Source organism: Litchfieldella qijiaojingensis, assembly GCF_014651875.1.
In the GTDB taxonomy this organism is placed as follows: domain Bacteria; phylum Pseudomonadota; class Gammaproteobacteria; order Pseudomonadales; family Halomonadaceae; genus Litchfieldella; species Litchfieldella qijiaojingensis.
Genome location: NZ_BMXS01000011.1, coordinates 122,067 through 135,941, shown reverse-complemented (window position 1 = coordinate 135,941; position 13,875 = coordinate 122,067). Strand labels below are relative to the sequence as shown.

Annotated in this window: 10 protein-coding genes; 1 reads left to right on the top strand and 9 read right to left on the bottom strand. The window is 66.3% G+C overall.

Features of this window, described 5'->3' with window-relative positions; all coding sequences use genetic code 11:
• Positions 1–4 precede the first annotated feature (4 nt).
• Entirely contained in the window at positions 5–1,228 is a 1,224-nt protein-coding gene (gene cbiE / locus IE093_RS12095; RefSeq protein ID WP_189469563.1) for a precorrin-6y C5,15-methyltransferase (decarboxylating) subunit CbiE, read from the bottom strand.
• Between the two features lies 1 nt (position 1,229).
• On the opposite strand from cbiE, the gene IE093_RS12090 reads away from it, so the two are divergent.
• Entirely contained in the window at positions 1,230–1,988 is a 759-nt protein-coding gene (locus IE093_RS12090) for a cobalt-precorrin-6A reductase (RefSeq protein WP_189469507.1), read from the top strand.
• Here IE093_RS12090 and cobJ read toward each other — a convergent pair.
• The 8 genes from cobJ to IE093_RS12050 form a co-directional block, all read right to left on the bottom strand.
• Entirely contained in the window at positions 1,952–2,713 is a 762-nt protein-coding gene (gene cobJ / locus IE093_RS12085) for a precorrin-3B C(17)-methyltransferase (protein ID WP_189469505.1), read from the bottom strand. The genes IE093_RS12090 and cobJ overlap by 37 nt on opposite strands.
• Complete coding sequence (gene cobI, locus IE093_RS12080; RefSeq protein ID WP_189469503.1) at positions 2,710–3,435, bottom strand: precorrin-2 C(20)-methyltransferase; 726 nt, start codon at positions 3,433–3,435, stop codon at positions 2,710–2,712. Before cobI ends, cobJ begins: the two co-directional genes overlap by 4 nt.
• Positions 3,432–4,061, bottom strand: a complete 630-nt coding sequence (locus tag IE093_RS12075; RefSeq protein ID WP_189469501.1) for a precorrin-8X methylmutase — start codon at positions 4,059–4,061, stop codon at positions 3,432–3,434. Before IE093_RS12075 ends, cobI begins: the two co-directional genes overlap by 4 nt.
• A 228-nt stretch (positions 4,062–4,289) precedes the next feature.
• Positions 4,290–5,507, bottom strand: a complete 1,218-nt coding sequence (locus tag IE093_RS12070) for a cobalamin biosynthesis protein CobG (RefSeq protein ID WP_308427200.1) — start codon at positions 5,505–5,507, stop codon at positions 4,290–4,292.
• Positions 5,497–9,489 (bottom strand): cobaltochelatase subunit CobN, encoded by a 3,993-nt coding sequence (cobN, locus tag IE093_RS12065; protein ID WP_189469499.1) that lies wholly within the window; start codon positions 9,487–9,489, stop codon positions 5,497–5,499. The genes IE093_RS12070 and cobN overlap by 11 nt, the downstream gene beginning before the upstream one ends.
• A complete protein-coding gene (cobW, locus tag IE093_RS12060; protein WP_189469497.1) occupies positions 9,489–10,613 on the bottom strand; it encodes a cobalamin biosynthesis protein CobW in 1,125 nt (374 codons plus the stop codon). The genes cobN and cobW overlap by 1 nt, the downstream gene beginning before the upstream one ends.
• Complete coding sequence (locus IE093_RS12055) at positions 10,604–12,028, bottom strand: cobyrinic acid a,c-diamide synthase CobB (RefSeq protein ID WP_189469495.1); 1,425 nt, start codon at positions 12,026–12,028, stop codon at positions 10,604–10,606. Before IE093_RS12055 ends, cobW begins: the two co-directional genes overlap by 10 nt.
• Positions 12,025–13,770, bottom strand: a complete 1,746-nt coding sequence (locus tag IE093_RS12050; RefSeq protein WP_189469492.1) for an ATP-binding protein — start codon at positions 13,768–13,770, stop codon at positions 12,025–12,027. Before IE093_RS12050 ends, IE093_RS12055 begins: the two co-directional genes overlap by 4 nt.
• Positions 13,771–13,875: the final 105 nt, after the last annotated feature.

Here is a 13,875-nt window from a genome sequence, read left to right as displayed (position 1 = left end):
ACTATCACCGGGTCACCCGCCATTGCACGATGGGGTAGCTGGCTTTCCAGCCCCGCCGTGTGCCGATGGGAGCGGCGGCCGCCACTTCGAGACGCAGCAGTTCACCGCCGGCCATCTGCTGCCAGTGAGCCAGCAAGGCCTCGGATTCCAGCGTCACCGCATTGGCCACGATGCGAACGCCTGCCGGCAGACGCTGCCAAAGTACCTCCAGCAACGTTTCCGATAGCCCGCCCCCGATGAATACCGCATCGGGCAGCGGATGATCGCGCAGCATCTGATCACTCAGTACGTCGGGGGCACTCCCCTCCACCACCTCGAGCCAGTCGACGCCCAGCATTCGAGCATTGCGACGAGCCCGCGCCGCACGCTCACTGGCACGCTCGAAGGCCACGGCCTGGTTGTCCGGGTGCGCCAACAGCCACTCGATGGCGATCGAGCCCGACCCCGTGCCGATATCCCACAACCGCTCCCCCGGTGCCGGGGCCAACGCGGCCAGCGTCATGGCGCGAACGGTCTGCTTGGTGATCTGGCCATCGTGTTCGAACAGCTCGTCCGGCAGGCCAGGTGTCAGCGGCAAGGCCGGCCCATCACCGGCCACGTCCAGGCCCACCGCGACCGGGTGGAGGATATCGCCAGGCAAGGCGGCGTCTGCCCGCACGCTGCAGATGCGCTCGCCGTCACCGCCCAGCGATTCCAGAACATGCAGCCGAGACGAGCCGAAACCGAAGCGCACCAGCAACCCCGCCAGTTCGGCCACCGCGTCCCCATCCCTCACCAGCACCAGCAAGCGTCTTCCGTGATGCAGGTAAGGCCGGATGCGCGTCAGGGGTTTGGCATGCAGACCCAGGCACGGGCAGCCATCCAGCGACCAGCCCAGCCGCGACGCCGCTAGGCTGAAGGTGGATGGCGACGGCAGGGCCCTCCATTCTTCAGCAGGCACATGACGCGCCAAGGTGGTTCCCGCCCCGAACCAGAACGGGTCGCCGGAGACCAGCATGACGACCCTGCGGCCGCGCTCGGCCAACAGTTGGGGGATACCTTCCGCGAAGGGTACCGGCCATTCGCGTACCTCGGCAGCCAGAGGCGGCAACAGGCGCAGATGGCGACGCGCACCAAACACCACCTCGGCATCTTCCAGGGCGTTGCGGCTTGCCGGCGTCAGCCCCTCTGTGCCACTCTCCCCCCAGCCTAGAATCGTCAGCCAGGGAGCGTCGTCAACGTCAGCCATCATGAAAGTCCTGATTCTAGGGGGAACCACCGAAGCCAGTGCCCTGGCCAGTGCCCTGGCCGAACGATCGATCCCTGCGCTGTTCAGTTATGCCGGTCGGGTGACCGCTCCCAAACCGCAGCCGTTGCCCACCCGCGTCGGTGGTTTTGGCGGAGTGGAGGGCCTGGCCGCTTTCCTGGCGGACAACCGCATCACCCACCTGGTCGATGCCACCCACCCCTTTGCCGAACGAATGAGCCGCAACGCCGTATCGGCGGCGCAGCGAAGCGACATCCGCTTCATCGCTCTGACCCGGCCACCCTGGGAGCCGATGGCCGGCGATCACTGGCAACGGGTCGCCAGTGTCGACGCGGCGGTGAACGCCCTGGCTGGTCCGCCACAGCGGGTGCTGCTGGCGATCGGGCGCATGCACCTCGCCGCCTTTGCGGCACAGCCCCAGCACCACTACCTGCTGAGGTTGGTCGACCGGCCCGAGGCCCCACCGCCTCTGCCTCGTCACCGTGTGACCATCGACCGTGGTCCCTTTACGCTGGACAGTGACCTGGCCCTGCTCCGGGAACATGGCGTCGAGCGCCTGGTGTGCAAGAATGCCGGCGGCGACGGCGCGGTGTCCAAACTCACCGCCGCCCGGCAACTGGGTCTGCCGGTGGTGATGATCGAGCGGCCAGCTCTTCCGCCACGCCAGGAAGTCCACTCCATTGATGAGGTTCTGGCGTGGCTTGGTCATGACTCCGACCCTGACGCCGACCTCGGCGTATAAACCCACGGCGCCCCATCGCGCTCGATCCGCCGCGTCTGACTGGACCCCACCATCACCAGGGTGCGCATGTCGGCCATCTCCACGTCCGCTTCCCCTAGGGTCGTGACCCGAACGGATTCCTCCGGCGTGGATACGGCCCGCGCGAACACGATCAGGCGCTCTGGCCCGCAGGCCTCCCGCAACACCTGCAAGGCGCGTGTGAACCCTTCCGGTCGTGCCCTGGAGCGGGGGTTGTAGAAGGCCATGGCAAAGTCAGCCTCTGCGGCCAGCCGCAGGCGCTTCTCGATCAGGGCCCAGGGTTTGAGGTTATCGGACAGGTTGATACAGCAGAAATCATGCCCTAGTGGCGCCCCTAGGCGCGCACTGGCGGCCAGCATGGCGGAAATGCCCGGCAATACCTGGATGTCCAACGAGCGCCACGTATGCTCTCCCGCCTCCAGCGCCTCGAAGATGGCCGCGCCCATGGCGAACACGCCAGGGTCACCCGACGAGACGACCACCACCCGGTGGCCGTCGGCGGCCATCCGCAGCGCCTGTTCCGCCCGCCGGATTTCCTCGCGATTGTCAGAGCCGTGGCGCGTCAGTCCCGGCCGCGGCGCCACCCGCTCGACATAGGGCACATAGCCCACCACATCGGTGGCGTCCGCCAGCGCGGCAGAGACTTCCGGGGTGACCATCGCCTCGGCGCCCGGGCCCAGGCCGGCGACTTTCAACCAGCCTTTCATGGTCGCCTCCCGTGGCCGTGGATCACCAGGATGGAAAAGTAAGGGACGCTATCGCCGGCTTCGCTGAACGGCAGTATCCGCTCCTGCGGCATGGTGGCGTATTCGATCAGCCAGGCCTCTTCCTCCCGGCCGGCCCGGGCCAGCGCCCGCCTGAGCTTGTCCAGATTGCGTCCGATCTTCATCACCACCAGGGCGTCGGTCTGCGCGATGTGCTCGACCAACGTCGCCTCCGGCAGTGTGCCCATCAGCACGGTCATGATGTCGTCGCCCCAGGTCACCGGCTGCCCGGTGGCGGTCCAGGCGGCGGACATGCCGGTGATGCCGGGCACCACCGATACCGGCACCCGCCCCTGCAGGCGCGTATACAGGTGCATGAAAGAGCCGTAGAAAAACGGATCGCCCTCGCACAGCACCACCACATCGTGGCCCGCATCGGCAATCTCGGTCAGTCGTGCGACGTTTCTTTCATAGAAGGCCGCCAGCAACTCGTTGTAACGGGGGTCGTCGAACGGAATCTCGGTGGTGACCGGGTATTCCATCGGCAGCTCGATGGCATCAAACGCCACCAGGCCTTCAACGATGCTGCGGGCATGGCCGGTTCGGCCCTTCTTGCGAAAATAGGCGACATGTGACGCCCCACGAATCAACCGATCCGCCCTGACGCTCATCAGATCCTGGCTGCCGGGCCCAAGGCCGACCCCGTAAATGGTTCCCTGCTTCATTCGCTACGATCCGCTATGGCATTGATGGCGGCCACCGTCACCGCACTGCCGCCGAGTCGCCCGCGCACGATGCAGCAGGGCACCGACGCGCTCGCCCAGAGGGCTTCCTTGGATTCGGATGCCCCCACGAAACCCACCGGGCAGCCGATGACGGCCGCCGGGCGCGGGCAATCCGGCGCTTCCAGCATGTTCAACAGGTGGAACAGGGCGGTCGGCGCATTGCCGATCGCCACCACCGCACCGTTCAGGTAGGGTCGCCAGAGTTCCACGGCCGCTGCCGAGCGAGTGTTGGCCATGTCCCGGGCCAGGCCGGGAACCCGCTCATCGTGCAGGGTACAGATAATGGCGTTGTCTGTCGGCAGGCGCTTGCGGGTAATGCCCTCGGATACCATGCGCGCGTCACACAGAATTGGCGCTCCCTGCTCCAGCGCCTGCCGTGCCCGGTTCACCGCGTCGCCGCGGAAGTGAATGTGTGAGGCAAGCTCCACCAATCCGGCGGCATGGATCATGCGCACGGCCACCGGCTCTTCCTCCTCCGAGAAGCGCTCCAGCTCGGCCTCGCACCGGATGATGGAAAAGGACGCCCGGTAGATGGCCGGTCCGTCTGTTTCATAGACGTGAGGCATCTAATCCCCTCCAAATAAACTAAGGTTTGTCTGCAAACTGCCTGCGCTCGCCCATACGGCGTTAAAAATCAGCTCAAAATACTCATTTACAACCACGCAAACTCCGTCTTTTCGCTGATTTTTGCCTTGTCTGGCCATCGCTCGGCGACTTTTCAGACAAAACCTACGAGCTCCAAAGCCTACGAGCTTCCTTCACAACCGAGCAAAGGAGATGAGCTTTCCCGGGGCTCATCTCACTCCACGTTTGGCAATAAGTTCTACAACCTCGGCTTCGCTGAGGCCGGTCGCGACCGGCGCACCATCGGCACGATCACTGACGATCAGATCAAAGCGTCCGGAGCGCCCCGTGAGGCATACCTCAGCCGGCTGCCTGCGGGCGCAGCCCTTGGCGCAGCCGGACACATGCACCGGGCCCTCGACCCGGCCACTCAGGCATTCGGCTAACTCCAGGGCTAAGCCCAGCGTCTCGACACTCGCCTGTTCGCAGTGGGGGGCTCCCGGACATACATCCATGGACAAACGCGGATCCCGGTTATCGTCCAGCAGGCCAGCGACCGATGCCGCTTCGTCGCCATTTTCAGCCCCTTCAACCAGCAGGCGCCGCCACGGCATCACCCGCACGGCGCCACTCGCTTCAGGGGCAAGCGAAGCGGGGTCGATCGCGGCACGCAACACCGACGCCGGCGCCCGTCCGAATGGCAGGCCAAACACCCTGCCCCGCGAATGTTCGCCCAGTGCCAGTCTGGCGCCAGCCTCGGCGGGTCGTATCGATTCCGAAGCCCAGGCCGGCAGCGGCGCCTGATGCCGGCGCATCCGCCCGGATTCTCGTCCACCGCTGTCGACGAACCAGTGCGCAAGCCGCACCAGGTGCTCAACGGCAGCTACGATCGAGTCCACGGGGGTGCCCAACGCATGTCCATCGGCCCGGACTAATAGGCCACCCGAAGCCCGCGGCTGCAAGGTGCCCGATGCCGACCGCTCGATGCGGAAGTCGGCGGACACATCGCCCAGCACCGGCGCATCACCGGCATCGATGGCAAAGCCCATCTTCGCCGGCAGTTCCGGCATCTCACTGAGGCGGGCCAGCAGCAGACGGGCCGCCTCATGCGTGGCGTCGCCCGCTTGCCAGTCCGGTGCCAGCAGCAGTTGGGGCCGGCGCTCGGTGTGGGGGTCCGGGTCAACCAGCCCATGCTCGACGAGGACGTCCATCAGCCCGGGCCAGGTGGCCTCGGACACGCCGCGCAACTGCAGATTGGCGCGGCTGGTGAGTTCGATCAGGCCGCTACCGAAGGTCTCGGCCGCATCGCACAGCGCCAGCATCTGGACCCGCGTGAGTCGTCCCAGGTGGGGATGTACGCGAACCAGCAGGCCATCGCCGGTCGACATGGGCCGCCATGCCCCGGGACACCAGCCCTTGATGCGAGCGTCAGCCGGCTTAGCCATCATGGTGCCCGGTCTCCTTGGCCTCGTCGATCTGCAGCAGCAGATCCTGCAGGTCAGGGCCCTGTTGGCCAGGGTCCTGCCACATCCCCCGCTGGACGGCTTCCAGTAACCGCTCGGCCATCTCCTCCAGCGCCGCCGGGTTATGCTCGCGCAGGAACTGCTGGTTGCTGCGATCCAGTACCAGCGCGTCGGTGACCTGTGCGTACTGATAGTCGGCCACCAGATCGGTGGTGGCGTCATAGGCAAACAGGTAGTCCACCGTGGCGGCCATCTCGAAGGCGCCCTTGTAGCCGTGTTCCCGCATGGCCTCGATCCATTTGGGATTGAGCACCCGGGAACGGATCACGCGGGATAGTTCCTCCTTGAGGGTACGAATCCGCGGATGCGCCGGGTTGGCGTGATCGGCGTGGTAGATGATCGGCGCTTGGCCACCGAGGGAACGGCTGGCGTTGGCCATGCCACCCTGGAACTCGTAGTAGCTGTTCGAATCGAGGATATCGTGTTCGCGGTTGTCCTGGTTCTGCATCACCGCATCCAGGCCCTTGAGCTGTCGTTCGAAGGCCCCCCGCGCGGCGATCCCGGATTCCGGAAATTGGCCGTAGGCGTAGGCCCCGGCTCCGAGGTAGGCCTCCGCCAGATCGTCCGCGGTGTCCCAGGAGCGGTTGTCGATGAGCCGGTTCAGGCCGGTGCCGTACTCGCCGGGCTTGCTACCGAAGACCCGGTAGCTGGCCTCTCGGGCGGCTGCGTCGGGCGAAAGCCCCTGGCGTTCGAGTTCCTGCCGACGCTCCAGCACCGCCTCGCGAATGGTGTTGCCGTTGCCCGGCTCCTCGTACCTGGCGACCGCCTGCACCGCGGCATCGAACAGGCGGATGACATTGGGAAAGGCATCGCGGAAGAATCCGGACACCCGCAGGGTGACGTCCACACGGGGCCGTTGCAGCAGCATGGAGGGAATCACCTCGACATCGATCACCCGCTGCGAGCCGAGCGACCAGACCGGGCGAACCCCCATCAGCGCGAAGGCCTGGGCGATGTCATCGCCGCCGGTGCGCATGGTCGCGGTGCCCCAGATCGACAGCCCCAACCGGCGCGGGTAGTCGCCGTTGTCCTGCAGGTAACGCTCGACGAACGCCCGGGCCGATTTCTCGCCCAGGGACCAGGCGGCGGGTGACGGAATCGAGCGATTGTCGACGCTGAAGAAGTTGCGCCCGGTGGGCAGGGTGTCCAGTCGCCCGCGACTGGGGGCACCGCTCGGCCCGGGCGGCACGAAGACGCCGTCGAGTCCGTCCAGCAGCGACTGGATCTCCATCTCGGCACCACGCTGCATGGCGACCCAGAGCCGTTCGCGAGCATAGCGACACTGCTCCGCGGTGGCCGGATAGTCACGGGCCAAGGTGGCCAGACACCCCGGCTCCAGGACGTAGTCGGTCACCAGCCGATGGGCGAGCAGTTCCAGACGCTCACGGGTATCGGCGCCGGTGCGCCAGGCGGACGCCTCCAGCCCGGTCAGGGCAGGCGGCCTCGGGCCGGTCCAGGGTTCGGCCCCGGCCGTCAGGGGATCGAACTGCCCGCCGTCTTCCTGCAATCCCAAGTCGTCCGCCAGGTTGTGCAAGAGGCCGCGATGGGCCGGCTCCTCTCCGCGAGGCAGTCTCAGGATGGCGACCAGGGTCCCCGCCAGCTTGTCCTGCGGCGGCAAGGTGCCCAGCACGTGCAAGCCATGGCGGATCTGGGCTTCCTTGATATCGCACAGATAGGTGTCCAGCTCGTTGAGCAGGCGCTCGTCATCCACGCTATCCGCACTATGGGCCAGCTCCTGGTCGATACCGGTGCGGCGCAGATGCTCCAGAATCCGCTCGCGTAACAACGCCTCACGCCGTGGATCCATACTCAAGGCCTGGTAATACTCGTCGGTCAGGGCTTCCAGTTCCGCCATGGCACCGTAGAGCTCGGCACGGGCCAGCGGCGGCATCAGGTGATCGATGATGACGGCCTGGCTGCGGCGCTTGGCCTGCGCGCCTTCGCCCGGGTCGTTGACGATGAACGGATAGAAATGCGGCACCGGCCCCAGGGCGATATCCGGCCAGCACTCGGCACTCAGTGCCGTACTCTTGCCCGGCAGCCATTCCAGATTACCGTGTTTGCCGACGTGAACCACCGCATCCACCCGGTAGTGATCACGCAGCCAGAGATAGAACGCCAGGTAGCTGTGGGGCGGCACCAGTTCGGTATCGTGGTAGGTCTGCGTCGGGTCGTCTATGAAGTCCCGCTCCGGCTGAATCCCGACGAAGGTCTCCCCCAGGCGGACCCCGGCGATCATTAGTCGGCCCTGGCGGCACTTGGGGTCCTCCGACGGCGCACCCCAGCGCCTGCATACCGCTTCTTGAAGTGCTTCCGACAGGGTCTGAAACCACTCCAGGTAGTCGTCGAGCCCGATGCTCTGCCAGCAGCCGCGTTGGTCCAGGACATGGTGATCGTTGGTGACGGCGCCCTGCAACAGCCGGATCAGGGCGTCCCCGTCGTCCGGCACGTCGCTCACCGGATAGCCCGCCGCGGCCAGTGCCCGCAGGATCTGTACCGTCGATGCCGGCGTATCCAGGCCGACGCCGTTGCCGATGCGGCCATCGCGATTGGGATAATTGGCCAGCACCAGCGCCACGCGCTTGGCGGCATTGGGCGTCTGACGCAAATGACAGAATCGCCGCGCCAGTTTGGCGACGAAGGCGGCGCGCTCTGGATGCAGGGCATGGCGGGTCACCGACAGCTGGCAGCGCTCGCTGTAGTGAGCTTCCGCCTTGAATCCCACCGCTCGCGTGATGATGCGTCCATCCATCTCCGGTAGTACCACCTGCATGGCCACGTCGCGGCTATGCAGGCTGGTTGCCTTGGCCTGCCAGTCTTCCTCGGTGCTGCTCGCCAAAATTGCTTGAAGCACCACCGGCCGCCCGACGAAGAGGCTGTCGGGAACCTCACCGCCCAGGGCGTCCATGTCGTCCGGGTTTCGGTTGACGGAAAAACCGGTGGTGTTGACCACCAGCATGGCGCCTGTCTGCTCGATCAGGTGATTGACGAAGGCGACGCAGGATTCCTCTTTCAGAGACGCCACGGCCACCGCCAGCGGCTCGAGCCCCTGGGCCCGCAGCGCCTCGATCAGGCCGTCCAGCACGGCAGTATTGGCGCCTTGCAGGTGACTGCGGTAGAACAGCAGCAGGCATACCGGGCGCTCGGAGATCTGGTGCGCCCGCCATTCGCTACGAGGGTGGTTACAAACTACTGCGCTAGGCCATGCGGCGTTGAAATCAGCCTCAAAATGCTCATTTACAAACTCGTAAACTCCGCTTTCTCGGCTAATTTCGCCTTGCCTGGCCGTCGCTCGTGACGTTTGTAACCCCCCTCTCAGGGTCGCTTCCTGTCGCCCTGCCACTTGGGGGGCGTAGAGCAGTGCTGCGGGAATCGCCTTGGGTTCCTGCCAGTCCAACGCATGTCCAAAACACTCGGCGCCGACAAAACGCAGTAACTGCTCGGCATTGTCCACCCCGCCCTCTCTCAGGTAGCGCCACACTCGGTGGGCCGATTCGAAAGGCACACTGGACTCGCCCAGCAAGGCGTCGTCCGGCTCGTCACTGCCCGGCACCAGGATCAGCTGGCGCCCCTGGCCGGCGGCGGCCCAGGCCAGTAGACGCTCGTGGCCGTATTGCCAGTAGGCGCTGCCTCCCATCAGCGAGACGATCACTAGACGCGCCTCTTCCAGCACACGATCCTCGTAGAGATCGTAGGCGGCGGGCTTGACCAGGTTCATCCAGTTCGCGAGCCGTACCGTCGGGTAACCGTCCCCGATCGTCGAGACCAGCCGATCGACCGCCTGCGCCAGGGCCGACAGGCTGCTGTCGGCGGCTGACAGGATGACGATCTCGGCAGGGCTCTGCTGCAGGTCGACGATGCCCTCATCGTCGACGAAGCCCCCGGGCTTGGCGGCGAAAAGATGCATCAGGTGGTCGTCGCGATCTCAGCGCTCGCCAGGGCCGCGTGCAGGGCCTCGCTATCCAGCGCCTTGCCGATGATGACAAGCTGGGTGCGGCGCGGCTCGTCCTGCCCCCATAGCCGGTCGAAATAGCCGTCCAGGCGCTCCCCCACGGCCTGGATCACCCGACGCATGGGCTTGCCCGGAATGGCCGCGAAGCCCTTGGCCCGATAGATCTCGTGGGTTTTCAGCAGTTGCTGGAGCCTGTCCGCCAGGGCGTCGCCATCGACTTCCCCCAGCCGGATCACGCAGGAATCGAAATGATCGTGCGCATGGTCGTGGTGCGCCCCCTCGGCATGATGGCGATCATGGTGGTTCTCGATGCGGTCGATGTTTTCCTCGCTCGCCGCGCCGATGCCCATGAGGGCTTCCAACTGGGTCGTATCCGTGGCCAGGGTCTGGTCGATAAACAGGGTTTTCACGGATTCCGGCACCCGCTGGGCCACCAGTGCTTCCACCCGCGCCTTGTCGGCGGGCTCGAGCAGGTCGGTCTTGCTGACCAGCACCAGGTCGGCCGCGCTCAGCTGGTCGTCCAGCAATTCACGCAGGCTGGGATCGTGGTCCAGGCTGTCGTCGGCCCGGCGCTGGGCCTCCACCTTGTCGACATCGCTGGCGTAACGGCCAGCGGCGACGGCCGGCCCGTCGACCACGGTGATGATGGCATCGACGGTGCAATGCTGGCGCACCTCCGGCCAGTTGAACGCCTGGACCAGCGGCTTGGGCAAGGCCAGGCCGCTGGTTTCGATCAGGATGTGGTCGATGTCATCCCGGCGGGCCACCAGCTTTTTCATCACCGGCAGGAATTCCTCTTCCACCGTGCAGCAGATGCAGCCATTCGCCAGCTCGTAGATACCATTTTCGTAAAAACCACCGTCCTCGCCTTCCACGGGGCGCTCGTCCTCACCGCCCTCTTCGCACCCCAGGGCGCAACCGCGCAGCAGGCTGGAATCGATATCCTGCTCGCCGAATTCGTTGACGATGACGGCGATGCGCTTGCCGGTGACCTGGCGCAGAATGCTCGCCAGCAGCGTGGTCTTGCCGCTGCCCAGGAAGCCGGTCACAACCGTGGCGGGGATCTTGTTCAGTCGCATCCGTGGGATTCCTCAGTGTCGATGGTCTGGAGTGCCGGCACCGGGCCCTGCTCGAACAGGCGGGCCACGGCGGCGGGATTGTCAGGGAAGAACAGGTGCAGGTAGGACGCCGTCAGCCGTCGTTCGCGATAGATGGCCTCCCCCGGCGCGGGATGGCGCTGGCGCCGCCCGTGGGCGATTGGCGCGGATGTGCCCTCCGCCACCGAGCGATGATGGGCATGGGCCCGAACCGGCCCCTCCGGCAGCTCGGCGGTCTGCATCCCCTGACAGCCTCGCCGCCCCCGCATGGCGCCATGCCCGGACAGCAGGCCCAGCATGGTGTGGGCCCGGTCGTCGTAGTCCGTCAGGGTTTCCAGGCAATAGAGCATGCCGCCGCATTCGGCGAGGATGGGCTTGTCCGCGGCGAAGAAGCGGCGGATGTCATCCCGCATGGATTCATTCGCCGCCAACTGCGCAGCGTGGAGCTCGGGGTAGCCGCCTGGGAGCCAGAGGGCATCGCAGGGCGGCAGGCATCCATCGCTTAGCGGTGAGAAGAAACGCAGTGTCGCCCCCATCCGCTCCAGCAGGTCCAGATTGGCCTGGTAGATGAAGCTGAACGCCGCATCCCGCGCCACTCCTATGGTATGGCCGAGAAGCGCGGGCGGTATCGCCGTGTGATTGTCGGGCACCGCGTCAAAGGTGACCGGCGGCAATTGCAGGAGTGCATCCGCCAGCCCCTCGGCCAGCAACGCCTTGGCACCGGCCTCGAAGCGGGTTTCCAGGTCCTCGCGGATCTCATCGGCCTGAACCAGCCCCAAGTGCCGTTCAGGCAGGGCCAGGTTCGCATTGCGCTCCACCGCCGCCAGCAGAGGGATGGCGGCCGGCAGCGCCGCTTCGATCAGTTCCCGGTGGCGCTGCGAACCGCAGGCGTTGGCGATCAGCCCGGCAATGCGGATATCGTCACGGAAGCCCGCCAAGCCGGCCACCAGCGCCGCCGCGGTCTGGGCCATCCCTTTCACGTCCATGACGATGACCATCGGCAAGTCGAACAAGGCCGCGAGGTCGGCGCTGGACGGTTCGCCATCGAATAGGCCCATGGCACCTTCCACCAGGATGAGGTCCGCCTCGAGCGCGGCCTCGTACAGGCGTTGGCGGCAATAGGCCTCGCCGGCCATCCACAGATCGAGCTGATCGACCGGCTGGCCCGAAGCCTGGGCCAGCACCAGGGGATCCAGGTAATCCGGACCGGTTTTGAAGACCCGTACCACCTTGCCCTGGTTGCGCAGCATCCGGGCCAGCGCCGCAGTCACTGTGGTCTTGCCCTGCCCAGAGGCCGGCGCGGCGATGAAGACCGCGGGACAGGCCCCCCTCGACGGTTCTCGATCCGCCTGCGTGCCGCAACGGCCCTCGGTTCGGATTTCGGCGCGCTCGGTCATGTGACCTCCAGGCTGGACTCTAGGCTAGACATGGGCCGGTACAGCGCGTCCAATTGCTCGGCGATCTGACGCCCCCGCCCCCGTTTGACGGCGGACTGTTCGGTATCCACGACGATGCAGTCGCCAAGTGACGGCAGGCCGGCCATGGATTGCCGGGTGCGGCCGTCGGTGATGAGGTAGGTCCGGATATGCAGGCCGGCTTCCTGTCGCCGCCATTGGCGAATCAGACGCGCCGCCCGCAGGATGGCTTCGCGGATCGGGGTTCCACCGCCACCGCTGGCGGCATCGAGCCGCTCGAGCATGTCCTTGGGCGCGCGTCGCCTTGGCAGGATCGACGTGACGCCATCATTGCCGAAGCCCAGCACCACGATCTGCTCCCGGGCGGCGTAGGCCTGGCGCGCCAGCCGGTCGACCAGGCCCTTGGCCCGGCCCAGCAGACGCTGGCCCAGGGTGGAAGCGGAGGTATCCAGCAGGATGAAATGCAACACCGGCTGCCCGGTGCGGGCCTTGCGATAGCGCAGTCGTTGCCAGGGCCAGTGCCCCCGGTTGGCGATCAGGGTGGCGAACCAGTCCGGCTGCTCCGCATCGGCATGCGCCCGGCGCTGCCCCGGTTGGTACCCCCTGCGCATGCGCGAGGACGGCGCCGAGACCGGCTGTTTCGCTCGTGTTCCAGCGGGCATGTCCGGAAAGTCCACTGCCGGCACGCACACGCTTTTCTGTGTCACCGGCGGCATGGCGCCCCACTGCCCCTGCGCTTGCGAGGCACCGGAGTGGCCGCCGCTGGCGGACGAAGCCTCCCTTTCAGCGTCGGAGCCTCCCTCCCCGGGCGGAGGAGGCGGCGTTCCAGACTGTGTGGGTGGCGTCGTATGTTGAGTCGTACGGCGATGGGCCAGGACCCACGGCTCGACAATATCCAGGTCCTCCCGGCCCACCGTGTGCGCGCCCCGCCAGGCGGCATGCGCCTGTGCGGCTCGATGCCAGGTCACATCCGCCCGCAGGCCTTCGACACCAGCGGCCTCGCAACGCACCGCGATATGCTCGTAGACCCAGGGCTCGGCGGTGACCTCGGCCAGCGCCAGTTGCGCTCGCCGGATACGCTCGGTCAGCGACGCCTGGGCATCCGCATGGTGCGCGACATAGGCTTGCGGATCGCGGTCGAAAGCCTCTCTCTGCTGCACGATGGCAATCCGTTCCTGGACGTTCACCACCGCTTCCTGTTCGAGACACAGACCGAAACGGTCGAGCAATTGGGGGCGCAGTTCCCCCTCATCCGGGTTCATGGTGCCAATCAGGCTGAAGCGCGCGGGATGCGTATGACTGATGCCGTCGCGCTCGACGATATTGATGCCGCTCGCCGCCACATCGAGCAGCAGGTCCACCAGGGTGTCCGGCAGCAGGTTGACCTCGTCGACATACAGCACGCCGCGATCCGCCTTGGCCAGCAAGCCCTCGTGGAAGGTCGCCTCGCGCTCGGACAGCACCCGTTGAAGGTCCAGGCTGCCGGTCAAGCGGTCCTCGCTGGCGCCCAGCGGCAGGGTGACGAACGGCGGCCGACGCCCCTCGGCATTATCGGGAAGGATCGCCGCCAGCGCCCGCGCCAAGGTGGATTTTGCGCTACCCCGTGGGCCGCTGATCAACACGCCTCCCACCCGGGGATTGATGACGTTGAGCAGCAACGCGGTCTTGAGTGCATCCTGGCCGACGACGGCGGCAAAGGGAAACTCACACACGGCGGGCATCATGGCCTCGCATGAAAGCGGCAAGAGACATCAGGGCGATGGCACACGACCGCCTGGCCGGCAGCCGACAGGAACGGGAAGCTCGTTGGGAAGGAAAGAAAGGAATCG

What these genes read in the sequence shown, in the direction of transcription:
- IE093_RS12070 (WP_308427200.1), bottom strand. Translation starts at nt 5,507, where the DNA reads ATGATGGCTAAGCCGGCTGACGCTCGCATCAAGGGCTGGTGTCCCGGG.
- IE093_RS12075 (WP_189469501.1), bottom strand. Translation starts at nt 4,061, where the DNA reads ATGCCTCACGTCTATGAAACAGACGGACCGGCCATCTACCGGGCGTCC.
- cobI (WP_189469503.1), bottom strand. Translation starts at nt 3,435, where the DNA reads ATGAAGCAGGGAACCATTTACGGGGTCGGCCTTGGGCCCGGCAGCCAG.
- cbiE (WP_189469563.1), bottom strand. Translation starts at nt 1,228, where the DNA reads ATGGCTGACGTTGACGACGCTCCCTGGCTGACGATTCTAGGCTGGGGG.
- cobW (WP_189469497.1), bottom strand. Translation starts at nt 10,613, where the DNA reads ATGCGACTGAACAAGATCCCCGCCACGGTTGTGACCGGCTTCCTGGGC.
- cobN (WP_189469499.1), bottom strand. Translation starts at nt 9,489, where the DNA reads ATGCATCTTTTCGCCGCCAAGCCCGGGGGCTTCGTCGACGATGAGGGC.
- IE093_RS12055 (WP_189469495.1), bottom strand. Translation starts at nt 12,028, where the DNA reads ATGACCGAGCGCGCCGAAATCCGAACCGAGGGCCGTTGCGGCACGCAG.
- IE093_RS12090 (WP_189469507.1), top strand. Translation starts at nt 1,230, where the DNA reads ATGAAAGTCCTGATTCTAGGGGGAACCACCGAAGCCAGTGCCCTGGCC.
- IE093_RS12050 (WP_189469492.1), bottom strand. Translation starts at nt 13,770, where the DNA reads ATGATGCCCGCCGTGTGTGAGTTTCCCTTTGCCGCCGTCGTCGGCCAG.
- cobJ (WP_189469505.1), bottom strand. Translation starts at nt 2,713, where the DNA reads ATGAAAGGCTGGTTGAAAGTCGCCGGCCTGGGCCCGGGCGCCGAGGCG.